Genomic DNA, 24,545 nt, shown 5'->3' with positions numbered 1-24,545 from the left:
GGTCTTTACGGCTCGAATGTTCGAGGCCTATTCTTCGATGGTGACCCAGGCCGCGATCTCCATCCGCCTCGCCCGGTCCGCGGACGCCTCCGACGTCGCCGCGGTGCATGACGCGGCTTGGCGCGAGGCCTATTGGGGCATCATCCCGGGCCGCGAGCTGGAGCGCATGGTGCAGCGGCGCGGCCCCGACTGGTGGAGCCGCGTGATCGCGCGCGGCGGGCGCATCGCGGTGCTGGAGTTCGACGACAAGGTGCGCGGCTACGCGAGCTACGGCCGCAACCGACTGGCGGTTTCGCCCTACCGGGGCGAGATCTTCGAGCTTTATCTCGCGCCCGAATTCCAGGGGCTCGGCTTTGGCCGGCGGCTGTTCGACGCCGCGCGGCGGGACCTGATCGGCCACCGGATGGGCGGGCTGATCGTGTGGTCGCTGGCCGACAACTCGCGCGCGGTGGGTTTCTACCGGCATCTCGGCGGCATCAAGGTGCGCGAGATGGAGGAACGCTTCGGCGGCGAAGTGCGGCAGCGGTTCGCCTTCGGGTGGAGCTGACGCGCCGGCGGCCTTGCCGGAAAGTCGTTCTTGTCGCCCGTCCGGGCGGCGTCTACAACCCACCCCACCTTATCAAGAGACCGGCCGCACGGGCCGGACGATCGGAGCAGTATGATGCGTATCGAAGCGGTGTCGCTCGGCAAGAACCCGCCCCACGAGGTCAATGTCATCATCGAGGTGCCGATCGGCGGCGAGCCGATCAAGTACGAGATGGACAAGGAATCGGGCGCGCTGGTTGTCGACCGCTTCCTGTACACGTCCATGCGCTACCCCGGGAACTACGGCTTCATCCCGCACACGCTCTCGGACGACGGCGATCCCTGCGACGTGATCGTCGCCAACACGCGCGCGATCGTGCCCGGCGCGGTGATGAGCGTGCGCCCAGTGGGCGTGCTGTTCATGGAGGACGAAGCCGGCGGGGACGAGAAGATCCTGGCCGTGCCGTCGCCCAAGCTCACCCGACGCTACGAGAAGGTCGAGAACTACACCGACCTGCCGGAGATCACGCTGGCGCAGATCAAACATTTCTTCGAGCACTACAAGGACCTCGAGACCACCAAGTGGGTGAAGGTCCTGCGCTGGGGCGACGCCGAGGAGGCCCGCAAGCTGATCCTCGAAGGCGTGGAGCGCTACAAGGCGTCCAAGTAAGGCCTGATCGCGGGCTCACGGGAGCCTGCGCCTTGCTTCGGTCGCATCCTTGGGCATCTTGTCGGGCTGCCGAATCGTGGCGGCCCGCCCTGGGTTCGCCGACCGGAAGGATCGCATGCTCGCACGCCTGACGGCCGCCAGGCCCTACGCCATCCGCCTCGCCGTGCTTGCCGCCTTGGCGGCCGGATCGTTGTCGTGGATGAGCAGCGGCCACGCCCAGTGGCTGTTCGCGCAGGATACGCCCGCCGCCACGCCGGCGGCGTCGCCGCCAACTCCTCCGGCTCCCGCCAACGCCGCGCCGGGCTCCATCACGGCCCAGCGCACCAAGCTCGAGGGCATCCGCCTCCAGCTCGACCAGCTCGAGGCCGGCGTTGCCCGCCGGGAAACCGACCAGGCGCTGCAGCAGGTGCGGCCGACGCTGGAGCCGCTGGCCGAGCAGGTCCGCAGCGTCGTCACAGAGCTCACCCCGCGCGCCGACGCGATCCGTTCGCGCCTCAAGGAGCTCGGCCCGAAGCCCGACGACAAGTCGCCGCCCGAGTCGCCGGACGTCGCCAAGGAGCGCGACGAGCGCAACGTCGCGCTGAACGAGGTCGACGAAACGATCCGGCTGGCGCGCAGCCTCCTCGTGCAGGTCGACCAGATCGACAAGGAAGTGGTGGACCGCCGCCGCGACCAGTTCGCCAAGCGGCTGTTCCAGCCCTCCGAAAGCGTCCTTTCGCCCTCGCTCTGGCTCGACGTGGGCGCGTCGTCGCCGCACGACGTCCGGGCGATCTCGGTTGTGGCCGGGGACGCGATTGAACGGGCGCGCCAGCGCCTGTCACCCACCGGCGCGGCAGGCTTTGCGGGCGCGCTGGCGCTGGCGCTCCTGCTCATCCTGCCAGTCCGGCGGTTCGCGCTGGCTTTCGTGAAGCGCGATCGGCTCGCCGGCCAGCCCAATCGGTTTCAGAAGGCGATCGCGGCCGCCACCGTGACGCTCGTGAGCGCGACCGCCCCTACCCTGGCGGCGTTTCTGCTGTACCAGATCGTGCGCGGGCTCGAATTGCTGCCCACCCGACTGGAGCCGGTGTTCGGCTCGCTGGTCGCTGGCATCGCGTTCATCAGCTTCGTGCAGGGGCTCGCGGACGGGTTGCTCGCGCCGGGGCGCATGAACTGGCGCCTCTACAACGTCTCGGACGACCGCGCCGACTGGCTGATGCGGCTCGCCACCCTGATGGCGGTGCTGCTGGCCTCCAGCCGCGTGCTGGAGACGCTGTACCAGAGCATCGCGGCCGGCCTGAAGCTCTCGATCGCCACCAAGGGGTTCTTCGCCCTTGCGGTCGCGGCCGTGGTGGGCCGGGCGCTGCAGCTCATCCGGTCCGTGGACTCCTGCGACGAGGCCGCGTTCGGGCCGCATGTCTCGACGGAGCCGGACCTGACCGGGCCGCTGCGCATCGCGGGCTGGATCCTGGTCGCCACGGTGGTGGGAGCCGCCGTGGTGGGCTACATCGCGTTCGCGTGGTTCCTGGCCGAGCAGGTCGCCTGGGCCGGCATCGTGATCGCGGTGCTGATGCTCTCGATGACGCTGCTGGACGAGTTCGTGACCGGCGCGTTCTCGGACAGGGGGCGGACGTCGCGGCTGGTGCAGTCCACGGTCGGGCTTTCGCGCGGTTCGCTGGAGCAGATCGGCATTCTGGCGGCCGGCTTCGGACGCGTGGTGCTGCTCGGGCTGGCGCTGCTGCTGCTGCTCGCCCCGTGGGGCGTGGAATCGGGCGACATCTTCTCGTCCGTGCGGGCGCTGTTTTTTGGCATCACGATCGGCGGGGTGACGCTCTCGCTGTCGACGATCCTGCTCGCGATCGTGTTTTTTGCGGGCGGCATCTTCATCACCCGGGCCGTGCAGCGCTGGCTGCAATCAAAATACCTGCCGCACACCCATCTGGACGCCGGCCTGAAGAACTCCATCACGATGGGGTTCGGATATCTGGGCTTCGTGCTCACCTCGGCGGTGTCGGTCAGCTATCTGGGGCTCAGCCTCGACAAGCTCACGATCGTGGCCGGCGCGCTGTCGGTCGGTATCGGTTTCGGCCTCCAGTCGATCGTGAACAACTTCGTGTCGGGCCTGATCCTGCTGGCCGAGCGCGGCATCCGGGTCGGCGACTGGGTCGTGGTGGGCGGCGAGCAGGGGCATGTGCGGCGCATCAACGTGCGCGCCACCCAGATCGAGACCTTCGACCGCGGCACCCTGATCGTGCCGAATTCAAACCTCGTGTCCGGCGTGGTCAAGAACTGGGTCCACGCGGACCGCACAGGCCGCGTGCTGATCTCGGTGCCCGCCCCGCGCCACGCCGACGCCGACATGATCGCGAAGCTGCTGCGCGACGCAGCCACCGAGCACCCGGACGTCATGGAAGACCCTGCGCCCCGCGTCTTGTTCAAGAGCATCAAGGGCGACGAGCTCAGCTTCGACCTGATCGCGTTCGTGTCGGATGTCGACATGGTGTCGCGGGTGTCGAGCGACCTGCATTTCGTGATCTTCCGCCGCCTGCGGGACCTGGGAATCGGCCAGCCGCCCGGCACGCCCAAATTCGAGATCGAGGGCATCTCGGATCTGCGCGGCGAAGTGGAAGCGTTGCGGCACGGATTGCTGCCTGGCGTCCGCCGGACAGGGCGTAACGACAATGCCGCCGGCTCTGCGGCTGAGCAGAAGCCCCCGGAGGAAACCCAGCCTTGAAGCATCTTTTCGCCGTCGTGGCGACGTTGTCGGTCGTCGGCCTTGCGGGCTGCACGGTCGCGCCTCCTTCCAGCGTCGAAACCGTGCCGACCTTCTACCAGCGGCTTGACCAGGGCGCCGCGCTGGACGAGGCGGCGGCGCTAGACATGATCAACGCCTACCGGGCGAAAAGCGGGCTCGCTCCGCTCGCGCTGGACGCCGAACTCGTCGCGCAAGCGCGGCGGCGGGCCAGCGGGGTGGCCGAGACGGATACGTCGACCTGGGGCGAGACGCCGACGATCTCGGCGCAGAAGGCCGGGCTTGGCGCCAACCGGGCCGAGCGCGTCTCGGCGGGTTATCGCACGCTCGCCGAGGCGTTCTCGGGCTGGCGGGATTCGCCGCCGCACAATCGCGTGCTCCTGGCCCCGGCCGGCCGTCGCTTCGGCATCGCGGCGGTTGATCGGCCGGGCGCAAAGTACCGCGTCTACTGGGACATCATCGTGGAAGGCGGCCGCTAGCCACTCTGGGATTGCGCCTTAGAACTTGCCGAACGGCAGCGGCGGCGCCTCACGCAGCAGCGTAATCGTCACGCGCCGGTTGGCCGGCAGATAGGGATTGTCCGGAAACATCGGCTCCGTGTCGGCCTTGCCGGTGACGGAGGCGAAGCGGTTGTCCGGGATGCCGGCGTTGGCCAGGATCTCGCGCACCGCGGACGCGCGGCCGACCGAAAGCTCCCAGGCGGTCCAGCCCGGCCGCGATCCGGGCCTCGCCGCCGAGGTGTGGCCGCCCACCGCAATCCGGTTCGGCATCTTGCGCACGGCCGGCGCGATCGACTGCAGCACCTTTCTGGTCCGCTCAAACGGCTCGCGCGAGCCATCGGGGAACATCGCCCGGCCGTCCTGGTCCACAAGCGAGATGTTCAGGCCGTCCTTGGTTTCCTCGATGATGATGTTCTTGGAAACCTCGGTGATCTCCGGCATGTCCTGCAGCGCCTGGCGCAGGGACGCAGCCGCGAGCGCGAAGGCGCGGTCGAAGGACGTCACCGCGATGCCGTCGTCGGGGCGGTCGAACTGGCTCGGGGCCGTGAAATCCGAGCCCTGCTCTGGCGGCGCCTGCTTGATGTTCTTGAGGTTTGGGCGCGTCGGGATGCCGTCGGATTCGATCACGCCCGCGAAGCGCGACTCGCGCTGCACCCCGAAAGCGTCGCGCATGGAGCCCGCGACCGCCTGCATCTTCTTCTGGTCCTGCGTCGACATGGCGGTGAGCATCACGAAGAAGCTCATCAGCAGCGCCATCAGGTCCGCGAAGGTCACGAACCAGCCGTGCCCACCGTGGCCTCCAGCTTTCTTGCGCGCCATGGGCTGTTCCCTTCGGCCCCGTCAGGCGGCTTCGGCCATGCTGTGGCGGTCGTGATCGGAGAGGTATGCCATGAGCATTTCGCGCACGATCGTCGGACTCTTGGAGTCGCGGATCTGCAGGACGCCGTCGATGATCAGCGTCCGCGAGATGTCCTCCTCTTCGAGCTTCAGGTGCAACTTGTCGGCCAGCGGCAGGCATATGAGATTGCCGACCAGGGCGCCGTAAAGGGTCGCGAGCAACGAGATGGCCATGAAGGGGCCGAGCTTGGACGGGTCGTCCATGTTGGCGAACATCTGCACCATGCCGACCAATGTGCCGATCATGCCCCAGGCCGGCGCGGCGTCGCCCACGTGGCGATAGATCTTCTGACCCTCGTCGAGGCGCTGCAGGAAGTTGTCGCGGTCCCGCTCCATGGCGTCGCGGATGAAGTCGCGGTCGTAACCGTCCGCCAGATAGCGCACGCCCTGGGCCAGAAAAGGATCGTCGACCTGGACGTTCTCCAGCGAAGTAGGGCCGGTCTTGCGCACCGTGTCGGCGATCTTGGTGATCTCGTCGATGAGGTCGCGCGGGTTCATGCTGCGCATCTTGAACGCGAACTTGATGCCCATCGGCAGGCCGTGCATCAACGCCGAGAACGGGAAGCGAATGATGGTCGCGGCCGTGCATCCCCCGCCGATCACGATCACCGCGTGGATGTCGTAGTAGAGCGAAAAACTTCCGCCCATCGCGATCAGGGTGAAGACCACGCCGAACCCGAACACGAGGCCGACGGCGGTTGCGAAATCCATGACGGTGCTTTCCCGACGTTCTGGGCGTGCGAGGCGCTTCTGCGCAGATGGAACCAATCATAGGTTTCGCGGCTGAAAGAACGGTTAAGTGAGCGTGGTTGTGCGGCGCTGAACGCATCGGTTGGCGTTCGATCTCCGCATGCGATAAACGGCCAAGGCAGCCTGAGTACCGACATGTCGACTTTTCGTCTTTACGTCCGCGTCTTGCAGCAACTCGGCCCCGAGGCGCGCCTCGGCGTGTTGCTCGCCCTCGCGAATGTCGGCCTCGCGGTCGCGCAATTCGCCGAGCCGTTGTTGTTCGGCAAGATCATCGACCTTCTGTCGCACGCCCAGGCCGTGAAGGTCGCGCCCAGCTGGGGCGAGCTCGCGCCGGTGATCGCCGCTTGGGTGGGCTTCGGCCTGTTCACGATCGCGGGCGGCGTGCTGGTGGCTCTGCACGCCGACCGCATCGCGCATCGCCGCCGCCTCGCCGTGATGGCGAACTTCTTCGAGCACGTCCTGACGCTGCCGCTGTCCTTTCACACCGCGACGCATTCGGGACGTGTGCTGAAGGTGATGCTGGACGGCGCGGGCGGCATGCAGGGCCTGCTGCTGTCCTTCTTCCGCGAGCATTTCGCATCCTTCGTGACGCTGGTGGTGTTGCTGCCGCTGAGCCTGTTCATCAACTGGCGGCTGGGCCTGCTGCTCGTCATCCTGATGGTGGTGTTCACCATCCTGACCACCAGCGTGCTGCGCAAGACCGAGACGATGCAGGGCTCGGTGGAGCGCTACAACTCGTCGCTCGCCGAGCACGCCTCGGACGCGCTCGGCAACGTGCCGGTGATCCAGAGTTTCACCCGCATCGAGCACGAGACCCGGGCGATGCGGGATCTGACCGACCAGCTCCTGAAGGCGCAGATCCCGGTGCTGTCCTGGTGGGCGCTGGCCGCCGTGGCGACGCGCGCCTCCGCGACGCTCACCATCCTGGGCATCTTCCTGCTCGGCACCTACCTGAACCTGCAGGGCCTCGCCACGGTGGGCCAGATCGTCGCCTTCATGAGCCTCGCCACCATGCTGATCTCCCGCATGGAGCAGGTTGTGACCTTCATCAACGCGCTGTTTCTGCAGGTGCCGAAGCTGCAGGAATTCTTCGACGTGCTGGACACCACGCCGGCCGTGCGCGATGCGCCTGGCGCCCCGGATCTTGGACGCGCCACCGGCCTGGTGGAGTTCCAGGACGTGAGCTTCTCGTATGACGGCAAGCGCTCGGCGGTGACGGATGTGAGCTTCGCGGTGCGGCCGGGCGAAACGGTTGCGCTCGTTGGCGCAACCGGCTCGGGCAAGTCCACAACGCTCGGCCTGCTGCATCGCGCCTTCGACCCGCAGTCGGGCCACATCCGCATCGACGGGCGCGATATCCGCGACGTCTCGCTCACGTCGCTGCGCCGAAACATCGGCGTGGTGTTCCAGGAACCGATGCTGTTCGCACGCGAGATCGACGAGAACCTGCGCGTCGGCCGGCCGGACGCCACGGACGCCGAGATCACGCTGGCGCTGGAGCGCGCCCAGGCGGCCGAATTCATCCAGCGGCTGCCAGCGGGCGTCGACACCATGGTGGGCGAGCGCGGGCGCTCCCTGTCGGGCGGCGAGCGCCAGCGCATCTCGATCGCGCGGGCGCTGCTGAAGGACCCGCCCATCCTGATCCTCGACGAAGCCACCTCGGCGCTGGACGCCGGCACCGAGGCCAAGCTGCAGATCGCCCTCGAGGAGGTGATGGCCGGGCGCACCACTTTCGTGATCGCGCACCGGCTCGCCACCATTCGGTCTGCGGACCGCATCCTGGTGTTCGACCACGGCCGCATCGTCGAGACCGGGTCCTTCGACCAGCTCGTGGCGGCCGGCGGCCGCTTCGCGGCGCTCGCCAAGGCGCAGTTCATGGACGAGGGGCCGAAGCCGACCGCGAACGCGCCGGCGGCGCTCCCTGCGGGAACAAGCGCGCCGGCGGGGACGGAAATCCCCTCGGGCAAGTGAGATCGGCGCGCGCCGGCGTGATCAGTACTCCGGCGGCGCGCGCCCCTGCTCTACAGGCGTGAAGCCATGCATGATCCGCACACGGTGCCCGGGTGTTTGCGCCAGCGTTTCGCCGAGTTCCAGAAGCAGCATATCGAGAAGTCTGGCGACCAGCGGCTCCTGGTTGGGGTTGGCTAGACGGCGCGCGCTGGAGCACAGCGCCAGAACATGTTCGAGCCGCTCAAGTTGACTCATGGCGAAAATCCTCCTGATCCGTCTATCACGCAAACCATCGTGACGGATCCTTCAGCAACACAACTTGGTAACGAGATTTTTCCTCGCGACCTACAAAGCACCGGGTCTCTCAATAGCGCGAGACCATCGGTTTGCGGCGCCATTCATGATCCGAAACCGGATTCGGCAACGCCGGAACAGTAAACTTCAATCAGCGTCGCTCGACAATAGGAAAGATTGATAGATGTCATCATTTCGACATCTTCGGCCGCCATTAATAAACCATGCGCATCCCGGCTTGTCCGAGTGGGTGCGCCGCCCGAGCCTTCGTCCGACCACGGATGTAATGGCGCGCTGATCGCTCGAGAACTGCCGCGAACGCCGCCTGGGGTGACCCATGGCGGCTTTTTCGCGCCCTGACGCGAGAAAAGGCCACTCGGGACCGGTCGGGATCAAACGGCGGATTCACAGTCACGCTTCAGTTTCTGGTGGATAAATTCCGTGCCAGGCCAGCTTGCGTGGGCCTTCAAGCTTGAACGCCGCAGCATACCCCATGATCTTTCTTACGCATATTTCATGGAACACTTAGGGTGACCATGAATTAGGCAGGTGCAGCAAATCACCGCTGCGTCATTTTGCGGGAGATTATTCATGAAGCGTGTCTTGGTGCTCGTCAGCGCCGCCCTGCTGCTCAGCGGCGCGGCCATGGCCCAGACCAACCCCGCTCCCGCTTCGCCCGGAACGGGCAGTGCGACGGGATCGTCCAACCAGGCCGTGAACCCCAACGGCAACGCGCCCTCCAGCGCCAATACGTCCGGAACCGTGAACATCGTGAAGTCGAGCGCGCTCGAAAAGGGCGCCAACAGCTTCACCGAAGGTCAGGCCAAGTCCAAGCTGGAAGGCGCAGGCCTCAGCAACGTGACCGACCTCAAGAAAGACGATCAGGGGATCTGGCGCGGCAAGGCGATGCACAACGGCAAGAGCGTCACGGTCGGTTTCGACTACAAGGGCAACATCGCGGCTGAGTAAGCCTGCGCGCCCGATTTTGACAATTGGAGATTTGTTATGAACAGCAGAACAGTAGCCGCCGTATTCGACAATTATTCCGACGCCGCAACCGCTGTGGGACGCCTGGAAAGCGCCGGCGTGTCGCACCAGGACATCAGCATCGTGTCCAACGACGCCGCCGAGCGGGACCGTTACTCGACGACCACCGGATCTCCGGTGCATGACGACGCCAAGACGGGCGCCGGCACCGGCGCGACCGTCGGCACCACCCTGGGCGCCGGCGCAGGCCTGCTGGCCGGCCTCGGCATGCTGGCCATTCCGGGCCTCGGCCCGGTGGTCGCCGCAGGCTGGCTCGCCTCGACGCTGGTCGGCGCGGCGGCGGGCGCGGCCACGGGCGGCATCCTGGGCTCGCTTGCGGGCGCTGGCGTCGACGAGGCTGACGCGCACACCTACGCGGAGGCGGTGCACCGCGGCGGCACGCTCGTGACCGTGCGGGCCAATGACGCCAACCACGCCCAGATCGTCGACATCCTCGACGACGAGGGCACGATCGACCTTAGCCAGCGCGAGTCGACCTGGCGCTCGGAAGGCTGGAACGGCCGCTACACCGGCGCGGAATCGGCCGTCACGACCGCCTCGACGTCGGCGGGCGTCCGTCGCGACGCCACGCTGGGCAGCACCCGGGTTCGCTCCTACACGGTCTGACCTGACGTGGACGGCGACCTTCAAGGTCGCCGCTGACACCAGATTGCCGCCCGGACTCTCCCGGGCGGCGGTTTTGCGTTTGGGCGCAGTGATCATCGCCCCAAGTCGTAGGCGCGAGCACCCTCAAATAGCGTATTGCGACGGCCACGTGGGGCGGCTACAAAAGGTTATCGCAAGGACCCGGTGAAATTCCGGGTGGCTCTTCCGGCCGCCGATCCGCCGGACAACGCAAATGTCCGAGACTTTGACGCCGCTCGACTCTGTAGCGCGCTCGTCTTGCTTATGCGGATCCCCGTCATCATGGCAATAACCCTATCCGTCCGTCGCGGCTGGCGCTCACATTTGCGCGCTCGTCCGCTAGCGGTCATCGCCCTCCGGCTGGCTTTGTCCCCGGCGGCGACCGGCTTTCGCCTCGGGGCGCGCAAGCCATGACGAAGAAGCGTCCCGTCGAGCAGGGCATCCTGAAGGCCTTGCGCCAGGTCGAGCACATGAGCGCTCCGAACCTTGCGAGAACGATCTACGACGTCGACGAGCCTACGGCCGCGCAGCGCTCGGCGGTCCGCCGCGCTCTTGCGGTGCTGCAGCGGAACGGCCAGGTCGTGAAGCTCGGCAACCTCTTTCACGGCGAGCGATGTTCCTACGCGGTTCCCGAAACGGCGCTCGTGGTGTTGCGACGGCTCGTCGAGGGGCTCGGCCCGGAGGTTCTGGCCATCGACAAGCGTCTTGCCCGCTTCTTCGCCGAACGCGGATCCCTCGCGGTCGCCGGCGGCCTCGGGTGGCTCGATATTGCGGCGCGCCTGGCTTGTCTCTGAGCCGGCGCTGACTGCCCCCGAAAGACAGGCGTATTCCCTCGATTGATCCACGTCAGCGCCCGCGTCGGCGTTTCGGCGGATGATCGCGCGCCTCGGCCTGCACGGCGTCCGTGCGGGTCTGCGTTCGGTCCCGGGCGCGCTGGCCAAGGCGGGCGGCTCACTCCGCCTGCAGGCCACGCCCGACGCCCCGGATCGCCCGAAAGGGGGGACACGTGAAAGCGAAAGATGTGATGTCGTTCGGCGTGGTGTCCGTCAGGGACACGGCCCCGCTCGCGGACGCCGTCCGGGCGATGTTGGCGCACAGGGTCAGCGGGCTGCCGGTCACCGACGCCGGCGGGAGCCTCGTAGGGATGATCTCCGAGGGCGACCTGCTCCGGCGGTCCGAACTCGCGACCGAGCCGCACAGGCCGAAGTGGCTGGAGTTCCTGCTTGGACCCGGCCGCATGTCCGCCGAGTTCGCCCAGACGCACGGACGTGTCGTGTGCGAAGTCATGACGACCGACGTGGTGAGCGCGGATGAAGACACGGACCTGAGCGCCATCGTGCAGCTGATGGAGAAGAACAGGATCAAGCGCATCCCCGTGCTGCGCAACGGACAGTTGGTCGGCATCGTCAGCCGCGCCGACTTGCTGCGCGCCCTGGACGCCATCCTGGCGCGCGGCAAGGTCGCGGCGCCGGCGTCGGACGCGGAGATCCGCTCCGCCCTTCTGGCTGCGTTTGAAGCGCAGGGATGGGCGCCGAAGGCAACGATCAGGCCTTCCGTCACAAATGGCGCAGTCACGCTGTCCGGCTGCATCTTCGACGACCGCGAGCGGGACGGCCTTCGCGTTCTGGCCGAAAACGTGCCCGGCGTGACGACGGTCAACGACGAGATGGTGACCATCGTGCCCTTCAGCGACGCATTCGCGCCGCCCGGCCCATGAGCTTCTGCTCGCCGGGGAGCCTCAGGCGGTCGCTCCATGGTTGAGAGCGCCAGCCCCGCATCCCTCGTGAGCCAGCCCGTTCGGCCGGACGATCCGGTTTTCGTGGCGCGCAAGCTTTGCCGAACCTATGGCTCCGGCGCGGCCACCGTGTTTGCGTTGCGGGACCTGGATCTCGACATCATGGCCGGGGAGTTCGTGGTGCTGCTGGGGCCGTCGGGTTCAGGCAAATCGACGCTGCTCAACATCCTGGGCGGGCTCGACGCGCCAACGTCGGGCACGGCCCGCTGGCGCGATCACGAACTCACCGGGTCGAGCGAAGCCGACCTGACCCGCTATCGCCGCGAGCATGTCGGCTTCGTTTTTCAATTCTATAATCTGATCCCGAGCCTCACGGTGCTCGAGAATGTGCAGCTCGTGGCCGAGATCGCCGAGAACCCGATGGAGCCGAGGGACGCACTTTCGCTTGTTGGGCTAGAGCAGCGGCTCGACCATTTTCCGTCGCAGCTTTCCGGCGGCGAGCAGCAGCGCGTGGCCGTGGCGCGCGCCATCGTCAAACGCCCGGACGCGCTGTTGTGCGATGAGCCGACCGGCGCGCTGGACGTCGAAACCGGCAAGCTCGTCCTCCAGGCGATCGACCGCGCCAACCGCGACGTCGGCGCCACCACGGTGGTGATCACCCACAACAGCGCGATCGCCGGCATGGCCAACCGGGTGCTCCGACTTGCGGGCGGGCGCATTGTCGGCGAGCAGGTCAACCAACGCCGCCTCCCGCCCGGCGAGTTGGACTGGTGACCCTGCTCGACCGCAAGCTCCTTCGCGATCTCTGGTCGCTTCGCGCGCAGGTGATCACGATCGCGCTTTTGATCGGGGCCGGGGTGACGGTTCTGGTCGGGTCGGTCGGGACCTATACGTCACTGGTCGCCAATCAGGACCGCTTCTACGATGACGCCCGCTTCGCCCAGGTCTGGGCCGAGGTCGAGAGGGCGCCCAGGAGCGTAGTTCCGCGCCTGTCCGAAATCCCGGGCGTCGGCGTCGTCGAGGCCAGGGTGATCCGGGACGTCCGGCTCGATTGGCCCCAATCCGCGCTTTCAGTGGCGGGTCGGATCGTGGCCCTGCCGTCGTCCGGCCAGACCGCGTTGAACCGGCTCACGCTCGAGCGCGGCCGTTGGTTCGAGCCGGGCCGTAGCGAGGTCCTCGTCAGCGCGGGTTTTGCCGAGACTTGGTCGGTGCAGCCGGGCGATCCAATCCGGGTGATCCTGAACGGCCGCCTGCAGACGTTCAGCGTCGCCGGGATCGCGTATTCGCCCGAATTTGTTTACGCGTCCCGGCCGGGCAACCCGCTGCCGGACGATCGCACCTTCGCGGTGCTGTGGGCGGACGAGGACGCGGTGGCGGCCGCCTTCGACTTGAAGGGCGCGTTCAACGCGGTTGCGGCGACCCTGGCGCCCGGCGCGTCCGAAAAGTCCGTTCTGGCCGCGGTGGACGCGGTTCTCGATCGCTATGGCGGGCGGGGCGGGTATGGGCGGCGGGACCAGCCCTCGCACAGGTTCCTGTCGGATGAACTCGCCGAGCAACGCACGCTGGCGCTCACAGTGCCGACGATCTTCTTCGGCATCGCGGCCTTTCTGCTCAACATCGTCCTCGCCCGTCTCGTCGAGGCGCAGCGCGAGCAGATCGCCGCCCTGAAGGCGCTTGGCTTTCCGTCCCGTCCCATCGCAATGCACTACCTCAAGTTTGTCGTCGTGCTCTGCGCGCTCGGCTGCGCCGGCGGGGTTGCAATGGGCGTGTGGTACGGCCACGGCATGTTGAATAATTACCGGCCGTTTTTTCGCTTCCCTGCGCTCATCTACGAGATGCCCGCGCCCGCGCCGCTGATCGCCGTGCTGTTGAGCGTCGCGGCCGGATCTGCAGGCGCCCTCGCGGCTGTGCGCCGCGTGCTGGCGCTGCGCCCTGCCGAAGCTATGCGCCCGGCGGCGCCGGCGGCCTTCAGCCGCGCTGCGCTTGGTCGTCGGTGGCGGCCGACGACGAAGATGGCGCTCCGCGGCCTTGCGGGCCGACCGGTCCGGTCGGTCCTTTCCGTGCTCGGCCTCGCGATGGCCGTGCCGATGATCGTGATGGGGCTGTTCTGGTGGGATGCGCTCGCCTTCATGATCGCGGTCCAGTTCGAAGGCGTCGACCGCGCCGACGCGGTGGTGTCGTTCACGGATCCGGTCGCCGGAAGAGCCGCCCGCGAGATTGCGGCGATCCCGGGCGTGCTGGCCGTGGAGGGGCAGCGTGTCGTGCCCGTCCGCCTCCGCGCCGGTCCGCGGGACTATCGCGTGGGGCTGACAGGACTTTCGGCCGGCGCGCAGCTGCGCGTTCCCAGGGAGCAGGACCTGCGCCGGGTTCCGGTGCGCCCGGACGGTCTGACCTTGACGCGCGGGCTGGCCGAGCGGCTTGGCGTCGGGGTCGGTTCGGCCATGGTGGTCGAGGCGCTCGACGGGAAGCGCCCGGCAGTCGCCATGCCGGTCGTCGCCCTCGCGGACGAGCTTCTGGGCTTCAACGCCTACCTCGACATCGACGCCTTGAACCGCCTCATGCGGGAGGGCGACCGCATCTCGCAGGCGGCGATCAGGGTGGATCCCGCACGGGCTTCCGCGATCTGGCGATCCCTGTCCGAACGGCCGCGCGTCGCCGCCGTGGCGGTGAAAAGCGTCTGGCTGCAGGTTTTCGACGAGAAGATCGCCGGGATGGTGGTCGTGTCCGCGGTCGTCCTCACGCTGTTCGGTCTAATCATAGCGGTCGGTGTGGTCTACAACAGCGCGCGCATCGGTCTGCAGGAGCGCGCCTGGGAACTCGCGAGTCTGCGCGTGCTGGGCTTCACGCGCGGCGAGGCGTCAGGCATCCTGCTGGCCGAACTCGCCGTGCAGATGTTGATCGCAATCCCGATCGGCCTCGTTCTCGCCAGGCAGCTCGTCGCCACCCTGCTGGAGCTGCGCGACAACGAGAGCTTTCAGATCCCGGTCGTGATCAGCGCCCCGACCTATGCGACCGCGACGCTCACGGTGGCGTTCGCCGCCTTGGGCTGCGCGCTGCTGGTCCGGCGCCGGGTCGACCGGCTGGATCTCGTGGCTGCGCTGAAGACGCGGGAATGACGATGGCGTGGACCCGAACGGCTCTGATCGGCGGGCTGGCGGCGGCGGCGATCGGCGCCACGCTCGCTTGGGCATTCTGGCCGAAGCCCAGCCTTGTGGAGACGGGCGAGGTCACCCGGGGCGTGTTCCGCGCCAGCGTGGAGGAGTATGGCAGGACCCGGATCCGGAACCGTTACGTGGTGACCGCTCCGCTGGCGGGGCGCATGCTGCGGTCCACACTGAAGGTCGGCGACGCTGTCCGCCAAGGAAGCGTGGTGGCGACGCTGCTGCCTTCCCTGCCGCCGCTCCTGGAGACGCGCACCCGCCGCGAACTCGAAGAGCGGGTCGGGGCCGCGGAGGCCACCGTCCAGGAAACGCAAGCCCGACTGGAGCGCGCGACCGAACAGGAGGCGCAGAACCGCGCTGACGCGGACCGCATGAAGACGCTGAACCGGAAAGGCATTTCGTCGGCCCAGCAGCTCGAACGCGAGGAGCTTGCCTTGCGGCTGGCGCAGCGCGACCGCGAGGCGGCGCAGCTGCGCCGCCATGCCGCCGAGCACGAGCTCGCGCAGGCAAAAGCGCTGCTGGCCCGCTATAACGACCAGGATTCCGTGGACCGATGGGATGTCACCGCCCCGGTGGATGGGCGCGTGCTCCGGATCAGCCAGGAAAGCGAAACAGTGGCGCCGAGCGGCGCGCCTCTTGTAGAGCTCGGCGACCCACATGACCTGGAGATCATCGTCGACCTTTTGACCACCGACGCCGTCGAGGTTCGGCCCGGCGCGGACGTGGTCATCGACCGTTGGGGCGGACCGGAGCCGCTGGCCGGCAAGGTCCGTCTGGTGGAGCCGGCGGGCTTCACGAAAGTTTCGGCGCTTGGGGTGGAAGAGCAGCGCGTCTGGGTGGTGGTCGACATCACGAGCCCGCGCTCGAGTTGGGCCGGGCTCGGTGACGCCTTTCGGGTCGATGTTCGCATCGCGGTGGCGGAGATCCAGGACGCGACCTTGGCGCCGGCGAACGCCCTGTTCCGCCGGGGAGACGGCTGGGCGGCGTTCGTGATCGAGGGCGGCCGGGCGCGGGAACGCGCCGTGCAGGTGATCCGCCGCACCGTCCAGGTGGCCGCTGTCGCGCAGGGGCTCGCGGCCGGCGATCGGCTCGTGGTGTTTCCCCCAACCAGCCTTGTCGATGGCGGTCGCGTCACGCCGCGGTAGCGGAGACGACTGGAAGCTTCCCGGCTGGCGAACGATGCTCCGCGATGGCGACGGGCCCGCGCGGCCAACCGGAAAGACCGAGATAATTCTACCGAAAGTTGAGCTTTCGCATGGAAGTCGCCCGGCCATCGCTCGCAGGATGCGGGAGCCGACACGCTCAGGCTCGGGTCGACCTGCACCATGGGAGGTTCCAATGCTTGACGGAATCAAGAGCGTCCTGATCGCGCTCACCAAAGAATTCGGACCGGAAAGACCCTCGTCCGCGCTCGCATATGGGCTCTCGCTCGCTCAAGCGACCGGCGCTCACGCGACCGTGCAGGCCGCATCGGTCCGGCTTGCCCTGCCCAATGCTTTCGTGAGCCGGTACGTGGGAGCGGCTGTGGAGGCCGAGAACCGACGGCTGGACCGGCTTGCGCACCACGTCGCCGAGGAAGCGCAGAAAAGCGCCGCGATGGCCGGAGTGATCTGTTCAGCGGAAGCGCCCCATCTCGACTTCCACGAATTGCTGGACGCGCTCACCACCCAGGCGCGGCTTCAGGACCTGACCATTCTGGACGCCGAGCCCGAGGCCCTCGGGATGGACCGCGAGCTGATGCACCGGCTCCTGACGGAGAGCGGCCGGCCCGTTCTCGTGGCGCCGGAGAAGCAGACCACTTTCTCGGCGCAGCGCATCATGGTGGCGTGGGACGGCAGCGCCCGGGCGGCGCGGGCCGCCAACGACGCGCTGCCGTTGCTGCGCGCCGCCGAGGACGTGGAAGTCGTCGCGGTGGTCGGCGAGAAGGAGTTGCGCGGTTCAGCCGACGGCTCGGAGCTCGCCCCGCATCTCGCCCGCCATGGGGTCAACGTCTCGGTCTACGCCATCGCGGCGGTGGACGGCGACGCGGCGGACGCCTTGCGGCAAAAGGCGATCTGGGGCCGGAACGACCTGATCGTGATGGGCGGCTATGTGCATTCCCGGCTGCGGGAGCTGGTGTTCGGAGGCGTTACGCAGTCGCTCCTCAAGAGCAGCCCAGTCCCACTGTTCATGTCCTATTGAGGTGGCGGATGCTTCGATTTCGCCTGAGACGATCAGGCGCCCCGATTGGCGCGGCGAGCTGTCGCGCCAGCTTCTGGCCGTTGGCGACGCGGTTCGTGAGGCGGCCGACGCGCAGGTGCGTGGTGACCCGTAAGGTCCGGCGGGCGCTCGATGACGTCAGTTCAACGTGAGCGGGGCCGCGCCAAAGGGCGCCGTCCCTCCTCCGGCCTTGCGCCGAACAATCGGCCCCGTCCAGCTGACCTTCTACGCACTCGGCTCGATGCTGGGATCCGGCGTCTACGGCCTGATCGGCCAGGCGGCGGGGGTGGTCGGCAACGCGGTGTGGCTCGCGTTTCTGGTGGCGCTCGTGGCGGCGTTGCTGACGGCGCTCTCCTACGCGTCGCTCGGCTCGCGCTATCCGCACGCCGGCGGCGCGGCCTATGTGGTGCAGCGCGCCTTCCGGACGCCGGGCCTGAGCTTCGTGGTCGGCCTCGCGGTGGCGTGCGCGAGCCTGCTTTCGGTCGCGACCCAGTCGCGTGTGTTCGCGGCCAATCTGGGCGAGCTCGTCGGCGCGCCCTCGCAGGCGTCGCTGATCGCGTTCGGCTTCATTCTGGCGCTGACCGGCGTGGTGCTGCGCGGCATCCGTGAAGCCGTGTGGGTCAACGTGCTGTGCACCCTCATCGAGGCGGGCGGGCTGCTGCTCGTGATCGGGTTCGGCGCGCGCTACTGGGGCGCGGTCGACTATCTCGAAGTTCCTCCCGCGGCGGCCGGCGATCCGTCGCTGGCCATCCTGGCGATGCAGGGCGCGGTTCTGACGTTCTTCGCCTATATCGGCTTCGAGGACAGCATCAACGTCGCCGAGGAATGCCGCGACCCGCAGCGCACCATTCCGCTCGGCCTCATTGGCGCGATGCTCCTGTCGGCGCTGCTCTACGTGGCGGTCGCCGTGACGGCGGTGTCGGTCGTGCCCTGGCGCGATCTCGCGCAGGCGCCGGGCCCGCTCACCGCCGTGATGGCCCGGGCCGCGCCCTGGCTCCCGACGGTTATCTTCACGGGGATCACGCTGTTCGCCGTCGCCAACACGGCCCTGGTGAACTACGTCACCGCGTCCCGACTCCTCTACGGGATGGCCCGGCAGGGGCTCGTTTCGGAGCGCCTCGGCGCCGTGCATGACACCCGGCGGACCCCGCACGTCGCCATCTGGGTCATCCTGCTCGTCCTGACGCCCCTGTCGCTGCTTGGCGGAGTGGCGCAGCTCGCGGCCGCCACCGTGCTGCTGCTGCTGGCGGTGTTTGCGGTGGTGAACGGGGCGCTGATTGTCCTGAAGCTCCGCTCGTCCGAGCAGCCCGGCCGCTTCGAGGTGTCCCTCCTGGTTCCCGTTGCAGGCGCCCTCGCCTGCTCGGGGCTCGTGATCATCCGGTCGGCGACCGGCGACTGGACGGCCCTCGCGCTCGCGGCGGCCATTCTGGCAGGGATCATCGCAGCTTTTCTGGTTCTGCGGCCCAAGGGCGGCGGGGAAACTGCGCCCTGACGTGCGGTGAGGCCACCAAGCCCGACTGCAACGTGCTTGCACGCCTGCCGCAACCATGCGCAGCGTGATCGCCCGGCGGCGCGCCTCCATGCCGAAGCGCAGGCCGGCGTGGGATCGTTCGACCCCCGGGCCGGGGTGACCCGGCGCGGTGGGCGTCGTCCCGCCATGAATGGAAGGCTAGGGGTCAGTGACTGAGCGGATGCGGGAACTCGCGGGCGAGATCGTCCGGCTCCAAGCAGAGCTGGATCGCGAGATCGAGGCGCGCCGCAAGGTGCTCGGCTGGACGGTGAATGAGCGCCTCGTCGCCTTCGAGCACGGCATTGCGATGGAAAACCGACGCCTGCGCGTCACCGTCGCGAGCTTCCTGGCCCACTCCAACGTCGTAAAGGTCGTCACCGCCCCGGTGATCTATTCGCTGGTCTTGCCGATCGCGATGCTGGACGGATGCGCGAGCCTGTACCAGGCCGTCTGCTTCCGGGCTTATGCGATGCCGCGCGTGCGGCGCGGCGACTTCGTCAGCCTCGACCGACGCCACCTCAGCTACCTCAACTGGATTGAGGCGCTGAACTGCCTGTATTGCAGCTACGCAAACGGCGTGATTGCGTATGTGCGGGAAATCGGGAGCCGCACGGAGCAGTACTGGTGCCCGATCAAGCACGCGCTGAGGATCAGCGACCCCCACAAGCGCTATTACGAATTCCTGGAATACGGCGACGCCCAAGGCTACCGCGCCCGCCTCGGCGAATTCCGGGCGGCGCTCGCGGCCGAAGCGGAACCTCCGCCGCTCAGCCCGGCGCCTTCGGACGCTCGCGAATGACGGCGGGCGCCTGAGTGGTTGGAAAGCGCTTTCAGCTGCCCCGCGTTCCAACGGGCGCTTCTCGACACAAGTGCGTTTCGGGTCGATAAGCGGGCGCTCCGAGACCGAGTGGACCGCCATGCAGCCTCCCGGCTTTCCCGCCCGCACGCTCATCATGGGTATCGTCAACGTGACCCCGGATTCGTTCTCGGACGGGGGCGATTTTTTTGATCCCGAGGTGGCGGTCCGCCATGCGCAGGATCTTGAAGCAGAGGGCGCGGACATTGTTGATCTCGGGGGCGAATCCACCCGTCCGGGGCACCAGCCGATCGGCCAGGAGGAAGAGCAGCGCCGCGTGCTTCCTGTGGTCGCGGCCCTCTCGCCGGCGCTGTCGTCCCCCATTTCGATCGACACCTACCGTGCTGACACCGCCCGAAAAGCGCTGGCGGCTGGGGCGCGCATCATCAATGACGTGTGGGGTCTCCAGCGCGACCCGGACATGGCCGCAGTGGCGGCCGACCATGATTGCGACGTGGTCGCCATGCACAACCGGGAGACGCTCGACCCGTCCCGCGACATCGTCGACGAGTTCCGTCGCTACTTCGATCGCACCATTGCTCTGGCCCGCCACGCGGGCCTTCGCGACGAGAGGCTGATCCTCGACCCCGGGATTGGCTTTGGAAAGAGCTGGGCGCAGAACATGGACGCTTTGCGGCGCGTGGCTGAGTTACGAGCCTTCGGGTTTCGCGTCCTGGTCGGGGCATCGCGGAAGTCTTTTCTGTGCCGCATCCTGGGCGATGACGTTGCCCCGAAAAGCCGGATTTTCGGCACGCTTGCGGCCCATTCGGTTGCAATTGCGGGCGGCGCCGACATCATTCGCGTTCACGACGTGAGAGCGCATGTCGACGCCGTGCGCACTCTCGACGCGCTTTGGCGCGATCGTGGCGGCGGGGGACATCCGCCGCACGCCACGTGACCCGCGGCGCATGGCGTTTACGGCCGGATACGCGAACGAGCCAGGAGCTACTGATGACCGACCGCGTCACCCTTTCGCGTCTCGCCGTTTACGCGCGCCATGGCGTGCTGCCCGAGGAGGCTACTCTCGGCCAGCGCTTCTACATCACGCTGACCTGTGAACTGGACCTTCGCCCGGCCGGCGCGGCGGACGACTACAACCAGGCCGTCTGCTACGGCGCCCTGGCCGACCTTGTGGTCGGGATCGCGACGCAGCGCCGCTTCAAGATCATCGAAGGCCTTGCCGAAGCGATCGCCTCAGCCGTGCTGGCCGGCCATCCACGCGTCGGGTCTGTGACGGTCAAGGTCGAGAAGCCGGAAGCGCCGGTGCAGCACATCCTCGATACGGTCGCGGTCGAGATCGAGCGCCATCGTGGCTAGGGCCTGGGTGAGTCTTGGCGGCAACATCGGCCGTGACGCGGCCGCCAAGCGCGCCGCCATCGCGGAGGCGCTCCGCCGGCTTGACACCGGGAAGGTGCGCGTGATCGCCCGCTCGGGCGACTACCGGACTCCCCCGTGGGGGCCTGTCGCGCAAGACTGGTTCGTGAACGCCTGCGCGGAGATCGAGACCGAGCTGAGGCCGCGGGAGCTGCTGGACCTGCTTCTTGGGATCGAGCATGCGATGGGCCGCGTGCGCAACGAGCGCTGGGGTCCACGGCTGATCGACATGGACATTCTTGCCTACGAGGCTGTCACCGTGGAGAGCCCCGATCTGACCCTTCCGCATCCCCGGATGATGGATCGCGCCTTCGTTCTCGTGCCTCTCGCCGAAATCAGCCCGGACTTGTTGATAGGGGAAACGTCGATCGCACACGCCCTCGCGCGCCTGGATTCATCGGGGATCGAGCGACTAAGGTGAATGCCTCGCCTCGCTAGGCCATGGCCTGGCGAGGGTCAGGGTTGATGAACTTTCGCCTGTGGCGCGCTGAACATCGAGTGGGTTTCATCGCGAGCGCCCCACCGGTCGAATGAGACCAACGCCGGCAGCTCGGCCCGTTTCGCCCAGCCGGCTGCCTGGAGATCAGGTTCCTGGTGGAACGTGGCGACATAGCCCAGGCAGAGATAGGCCACCGGCACGATCTCCTTCGGGATGCCCAGGATGGAGCGGAGCCGTTCGGGCTTGATGATGCTCACCCAACCCACGCCCACGCTTTCCGCCCGCGCGGCCAGCCACAGGTTCTGGACGGCGCAGACCGTACTGTAGAGATCCATGTCCGGCTGGTGCGTTCTCCCCAGAACCACAGGGCCCGCTCTGTTGCGATCGCATGTCACGCAGACGCCGGTAGGAGCCTCTCGAATGCCCTCCAGCTTCAGGTTCCTGTAGGCCCGCGCCCGCACAGGATCGAAGCGGCGTTCGGCTTCGATGTTGGCCTCCGTGAACGCCTCGTGCAGGGCGGACTTGATGCTGGGATTGTTCACCACGATGAAGTCCCACGGCTGCATGAAGCCGACGGACGGCGCGTGGTGCGCTGCTCGCAAGATCCGCCCGATCACCTCGGGCGGAATCGGACGGGGCAGGAACTCACAGCGCACGTCACGCCGATTGAATATGCAGTCGTATACAGCCGCGCGTTCCTCGTCGGAAAACGCCCCATGCGCGTCCATGATTCCCCTCACGGATCGAAGCTGGCCCCGCTCCGTCCGCGAGCGTGCCCTATGGGTTCAGGCCGGTCTTCTGACTTGGGTTCGTTCCGTTTCCGCGCCTTCCCGGCGAAGGCCAGTGGCGTCAAGCGAAAGCGGTCCCCCTTACAGCGTTGGGCACGTGGCGGAGTTTCACCGCCTTCCCGATTCTCCCGAGCGTTCGGGCTCCTGAACGGATCCAAGATGCCATGCGCCGGAGCCGCGCACCAGGGCGGCCCTGGCGCCGGTTTTTATCCTTGCGGCACGTAGATGCTCGCCCCCGAGGCGACGAACTCTGCGCTCTTGGCCGCCAGACCTATCTGGCGCTCTTCTTCCGCGAGGGTATCGGCCCGGATGTCCTGGCTGATCTTCATCGAGCAGAATTTCGGCCCGCACATCGAGCAGAAATGCGCGACCTTGTGCGCGTCCTTCGGGAGGGTTTCGTCGTGGAAAGTCCTGGCGGTGTCTGGATCCAGCGACAGGTTGAACTGATCCTCCCAGCGGAACTCGAACCTCGCCCGGGACAGTGCGTCGTCGCGCAATTGCGCAGCCGGATGCCCCTTGGCGAGGTCCGCCGCATGAGCGGCGATCCGGTAGGTGATCACGCCGGTTTTCACGTCGTCGCGATTGGGCAGGCCAAGATGCTCCTTCGGAGTGACGTAGCAGAGCATCGCGGTTCCGAACCAGCCGATCATGGCCGCGCCGATGCCGGAGGTGATGTGGTCATAGCCCGGCGCGATGTCGGTCGTGAGCGGTCCGAGCGTGTAGAAGGGCGCTTCGCCGCAGGTCGCGAGCTGCTTATCCATGTTGGCCTTGATCTTGTGCATCGGCACGTGGCCGGGGCCCTCGATCATGACCTGGCAGCCCTCGCGCCAGGCGACCTTTGTGAGCTCCCCGAGCGTGTCGAGTTCGGCGAACTGGGCGGCGTCGTTAGCGTCCGCGATCGAGCCCGGCCGGAGCCCGTCGCCAAGCGAGAACGATACGTCGAAGCGCCGCATGATGGCGCAGATTTCGTCGAAGCGCTCGTACAGGAAGCTTTCGCGGTGATGGGCAAGGCACCAGCGCGCCATGATCGAGCCGCCGCGCGAGACGATGCCGGTGACCCGGCGCGCGGTGAGCGGCACATGGGCGAGCCGCACGCCGGCATGAATCGTAAAGTAGTCGACACCCTGCTCGGCCTGTTCGATCAGCGTATCCTTGAACACCTCCCAGTCGAGCCTGGCGGGATCGCCGTTCACCTTCTCGAGCGCCTGGTAGATCGGCACAGTGCCGATCGGAACCGGCGCGTTTCGCAGAATCCACTCGCGCGTGTTGTGGATGTTGCGGCCGGTCGACAGGTCCATGACGGTGTCCGCGCCCCATCGGATCGCCCAAACCATCTTCTCCACCTCTTCGGCGACCGACGAGGTCACGGCGGAGTTGCCGATATTGGCGTTCACCTTCACGAGGAAGTTGCGGCCGATGATCATCGGCTCCAGTTCGCGATGGTTGACGTTCGCCGGGATGATCGCGCGCCCGGCCGCGATTTCCTGCCGGACGAATTCCGGGGTGACATGGGCCGGAATGGCGGCCCCGAAGCTTTCGCCATGCGCGAGCGCTTTCTCAGCGCCCGCGAGAGGCAGCTCACGGCCGAGATTTTCGCGGGCGGCGACGTAACGCATTTCTTCCGTGATGATCCCGGCCCGGGCGAACTCGTATTGCGTGACCAGGGCTCCCAGGGACCCGTTCAGGACCCGCCGCTCCGCCGGGCAAGCCGGCGCGACCGCGTCGGCCGACACGGAGCCGTTGTCCTCGGGCCTCACGGCGCGCGGCTGGGCGGGGACGAGGCCGGGACGGCTGCAGAGCCACAGCGAGCGGACCTCGGGCAGGCCGGAGGCCAGATCGACAACAACGTCGGCGTCCGTATAGGGGCCGGATGCGTCGTAGACGCGCAGCGGCGGCTCCTGCGTCCCGGCGCTGAGCGCGATCTCGCGCACGGGAACACGGATCTGCGGAAACCCGGGCGCCGGGACATGGACCTTGCGCGAGGCCGGCAGGGGCCCCGTCGTCACCGTCGAAGGCGACGCGGGATCAGGCTTTACATAGGTGTTCACGAGGACCTCCAAAGCACGGGCGTGCGTGGAAATCCGGGGCAGATGCGCAGTGGCAAGATGAGATCCTGTCCCTCCGCCGGTATGACCCGGATCAGGTTCAAAGGGTCCAGCTTGCGCCGTCTCAGCCTGCCGAAGCAGGCGCCCCTCGGATAGGACCAGCGTATTCGCACGCAGAGCGCGCGGTCAACATCCCGCGAAGGCACACTTCCCTGCGGAGCAGGCGAAGCAAGTCGGCCGCCGCAGCGCGTTCATCTTCGACAAGATGATTAGCCGCTCGGCCTCTGGTCGTGGGATCGGATTGGGAATTCAGCCGAGCTCACGCCGGGAGCCCACAAACGAACAGAGGTTTGATTTGCAAAGTGGTGCCGCAAGAGGGATTCGAACCCCCGACCCCCTCATTACGAATGAGGTGCTCTACCAGCTGAGCTATTGCGGCGACGGGCGTGGTCT

General features: G+C 67.4%; 23 protein-coding genes, 1 tRNA gene, 2 riboswitches and 1 other annotated feature. Of the genes, 18 read left to right on the top strand and 6 right to left on the bottom strand.

The features are described from left to right. Positions 1-40 precede the first annotated feature (40 nt). The 4 genes from IEV99_RS22700 (at position 41) to IEV99_RS22685 (ending at position 4,402) form a co-directional block, all read left to right on the top strand. Positions 41-547, top strand: coding sequence for a GNAT family N-acetyltransferase (locus IEV99_RS22700; RefSeq protein ID WP_188520308.1), 507 nt, complete (start codon positions 41-43; stop codon positions 545-547). A gap of 114 nt (positions 548-661) precedes the next feature. Continuing rightward, positions 662-1,195, top strand: coding sequence for an inorganic diphosphatase (ppa, locus tag IEV99_RS22695; RefSeq protein WP_188520116.1), 534 nt, complete (start codon positions 662-664; stop codon positions 1,193-1,195). A gap of 115 nt (positions 1,196-1,310) precedes the next feature. Beyond that, positions 1,311-3,905 (top strand): DUF3772 domain-containing protein, encoded by a 2,595-nt coding sequence (locus IEV99_RS22690; RefSeq protein WP_188520115.1) that lies wholly within the window; start codon positions 1,311-1,313, stop codon positions 3,903-3,905. Continuing rightward, positions 3,902-4,402: a CAP domain-containing protein gene (locus IEV99_RS22685; RefSeq protein ID WP_188520114.1), complete on the top strand. Its 501-nt coding sequence runs from the start codon at positions 3,902-3,904 to the stop codon at positions 4,400-4,402. Before IEV99_RS22690 ends, IEV99_RS22685 begins: the two co-directional genes overlap by 4 nt. Positions 4,403-4,420: 18 nt before the next feature. Here IEV99_RS22685 and IEV99_RS22680 read toward each other — a convergent pair whose 3' ends face one another. Beyond that, positions 4,421-5,242 (bottom strand): OmpA/MotB family protein, encoded by an 822-nt coding sequence (locus IEV99_RS22680; RefSeq protein ID WP_188520113.1) that lies wholly within the window; start codon positions 5,240-5,242, stop codon positions 4,421-4,423. A gap of 21 nt (positions 5,243-5,263) precedes the next feature. After that, positions 5,264-6,031 carry a motility protein A gene (locus tag IEV99_RS22675; protein ID WP_188520112.1) on the bottom strand — a complete coding sequence of 256 codons (768 nt, stop codon included), beginning with the start codon at positions 6,029-6,031 and terminating at the stop codon, positions 5,264-5,266. Positions 6,032-6,205: 174 nt separating this feature from the next. On the opposite strand from IEV99_RS22675, the gene IEV99_RS22670 reads away from it, so the two are divergent. Further along, the gene (locus IEV99_RS22670) at positions 6,206-8,041 is read left to right on the top strand and encodes a glucan ABC transporter ATP-binding protein/ permease (RefSeq protein WP_188520111.1); all 1,836 of its coding nucleotides are present in this window, start codon (positions 6,206-6,208) and stop codon (positions 8,039-8,041) included. A gap of 21 nt (positions 8,042-8,062) precedes the next feature. Here IEV99_RS22670 and IEV99_RS22665 read toward each other — a convergent pair whose 3' ends face one another. Then, positions 8,063-8,275 carry a hypothetical protein gene (locus IEV99_RS22665; RefSeq protein ID WP_188520110.1) on the bottom strand — a complete coding sequence of 71 codons (213 nt, stop codon included), beginning with the start codon at positions 8,273-8,275 and terminating at the stop codon, positions 8,063-8,065. 630 nt (positions 8,276-8,905) lie between these two features. Here IEV99_RS22665 and IEV99_RS22660 point away from each other — a divergent pair. The 13 genes from IEV99_RS22660 to folK all read left to right on the top strand — a co-directional run bounded on the left by IEV99_RS22660 (position 8,906) and on the right by folK (position 21,241). Next, complete coding sequence (locus tag IEV99_RS22660; protein WP_188520109.1) at positions 8,906-9,283, top strand: hypothetical protein; 378 nt, start codon at positions 8,906-8,908, stop codon at positions 9,281-9,283. 36 nt (positions 9,284-9,319) lie between these two features. Then, positions 9,320-9,967, top strand: a complete 648-nt coding sequence (locus IEV99_RS22655) for a general stress protein (RefSeq protein ID WP_188520108.1) — start codon at positions 9,320-9,322, stop codon at positions 9,965-9,967. Positions 9,968-10,140: 173 nt separating this feature from the next. Next, positions 10,141-10,196, top strand: a sequence feature (sul1 is cis-regulatory element that is thought to sense ions involved in sulfur or methionine metabolism; They are found in Alphaproteobacteria). A 199-nt stretch (positions 10,197-10,395) separates the two neighbouring features. Further along, positions 10,396-10,779, top strand: a complete 384-nt coding sequence (locus IEV99_RS22650; protein WP_188520107.1) for a hypothetical protein — start codon at positions 10,396-10,398, stop codon at positions 10,777-10,779. 212 nt (positions 10,780-10,991) lie between these two features. Then, complete coding sequence (locus IEV99_RS22645; protein ID WP_188520106.1) at positions 10,992-11,702, top strand: CBS domain-containing protein; 711 nt, start codon at positions 10,992-10,994, stop codon at positions 11,700-11,702. A 36-nt stretch (positions 11,703-11,738) separates the two neighbouring features. Continuing rightward, positions 11,739-12,494 carry an ABC transporter ATP-binding protein gene (locus IEV99_RS22640; protein ID WP_188520105.1) on the top strand — a complete coding sequence of 252 codons (756 nt, stop codon included), beginning with the start codon at positions 11,739-11,741 and terminating at the stop codon, positions 12,492-12,494. Next, a complete protein-coding gene (locus IEV99_RS22635; protein WP_244644022.1) occupies positions 12,491-14,836 on the top strand; it encodes an ABC transporter permease in 2,346 nt (781 codons plus the stop codon). The genes IEV99_RS22640 and IEV99_RS22635 overlap by 4 nt, the downstream gene beginning before the upstream one ends. After that, a complete protein-coding gene (locus tag IEV99_RS22630) occupies positions 14,833-16,026 on the top strand; it encodes an efflux RND transporter periplasmic adaptor subunit (protein ID WP_188520104.1) in 1,194 nt (397 codons plus the stop codon). Before IEV99_RS22635 ends, IEV99_RS22630 begins: the two co-directional genes overlap by 4 nt. A gap of 193 nt (positions 16,027-16,219) precedes the next feature. Continuing rightward, positions 16,220-17,062 (top strand): universal stress protein, encoded by an 843-nt coding sequence (locus IEV99_RS22625; RefSeq protein ID WP_188520103.1) that lies wholly within the window; start codon positions 16,220-16,222, stop codon positions 17,060-17,062. 166 nt (positions 17,063-17,228) lie between these two features. Then, a complete protein-coding gene (locus IEV99_RS22620; protein ID WP_280514688.1) occupies positions 17,229-18,572 on the top strand; it encodes an APC family permease in 1,344 nt (447 codons plus the stop codon). Between the two features lie 187 nt (positions 18,573-18,759). Further along, on the top strand, positions 18,760-19,389 hold the full coding sequence (locus tag IEV99_RS22615; protein ID WP_188520101.1) for a hypothetical protein: 630 nt from the start codon (positions 18,760-18,762) through the stop codon (positions 19,387-19,389). A 118-nt stretch (positions 19,390-19,507) separates the two neighbouring features. Beyond that, positions 19,508-20,344: a dihydropteroate synthase gene (folP, locus tag IEV99_RS22610; protein WP_188520100.1), complete on the top strand. Its 837-nt coding sequence runs from the start codon at positions 19,508-19,510 to the stop codon at positions 20,342-20,344. Between the two features lie 53 nt (positions 20,345-20,397). Beyond that, positions 20,398-20,763, top strand: a complete 366-nt coding sequence (gene folB, locus IEV99_RS22605) for a dihydroneopterin aldolase (protein ID WP_188520099.1) — start codon at positions 20,398-20,400, stop codon at positions 20,761-20,763. Further along, positions 20,756-21,241: a 2-amino-4-hydroxy-6-hydroxymethyldihydropteridine diphosphokinase gene (folK, locus tag IEV99_RS22600; RefSeq protein WP_188520098.1), complete on the top strand. Its 486-nt coding sequence runs from the start codon at positions 20,756-20,758 to the stop codon at positions 21,239-21,241. The genes folB and folK overlap by 8 nt, the downstream gene beginning before the upstream one ends. Before the next feature lie 35 nt (positions 21,242-21,276). Here the strand turns inward: folK and bluB are convergent, their stop codons facing one another. From bluB to IEV99_RS22585, 3 genes are all read right to left on the bottom strand, one after another. Beyond that, positions 21,277-21,987 (bottom strand): 5,6-dimethylbenzimidazole synthase, encoded by a 711-nt coding sequence (gene bluB / locus IEV99_RS22595; protein ID WP_188520097.1) that lies wholly within the window; start codon positions 21,985-21,987, stop codon positions 21,277-21,279. 43 nt (positions 21,988-22,030) lie between these two features. Further along, positions 22,031-22,210, bottom strand: a riboswitch (cobalamin riboswitch). 43 nt (positions 22,211-22,253) lie between these two features. Beyond that, the gene (thiC, locus tag IEV99_RS22590) at positions 22,254-24,095 is read right to left on the bottom strand and encodes a phosphomethylpyrimidine synthase ThiC (protein ID WP_280514687.1); all 1,842 of its coding nucleotides are present in this window, start codon (positions 24,093-24,095) and stop codon (positions 22,254-22,256) included. A 50-nt stretch (positions 24,096-24,145) separates the two neighbouring features. Then, positions 24,146-24,251: riboswitch (TPP riboswitch) on the bottom strand. A gap of 204 nt (positions 24,252-24,455) precedes the next feature. Further along, positions 24,456-24,531, bottom strand: a tRNA-Thr gene (locus tag IEV99_RS22585). Between the last annotated feature and the right edge of the window lie 14 nt (positions 24,532-24,545).

Source organism: Alsobacter metallidurans, assembly GCF_014636935.1.
In the GTDB taxonomy this organism is placed as follows: Bacteria; Pseudomonadota; Alphaproteobacteria; order Rhizobiales; family Beijerinckiaceae; genus Alsobacter; species Alsobacter metallidurans.
This window is presented reverse-complemented; position numbering and strand designations above follow the sequence as displayed.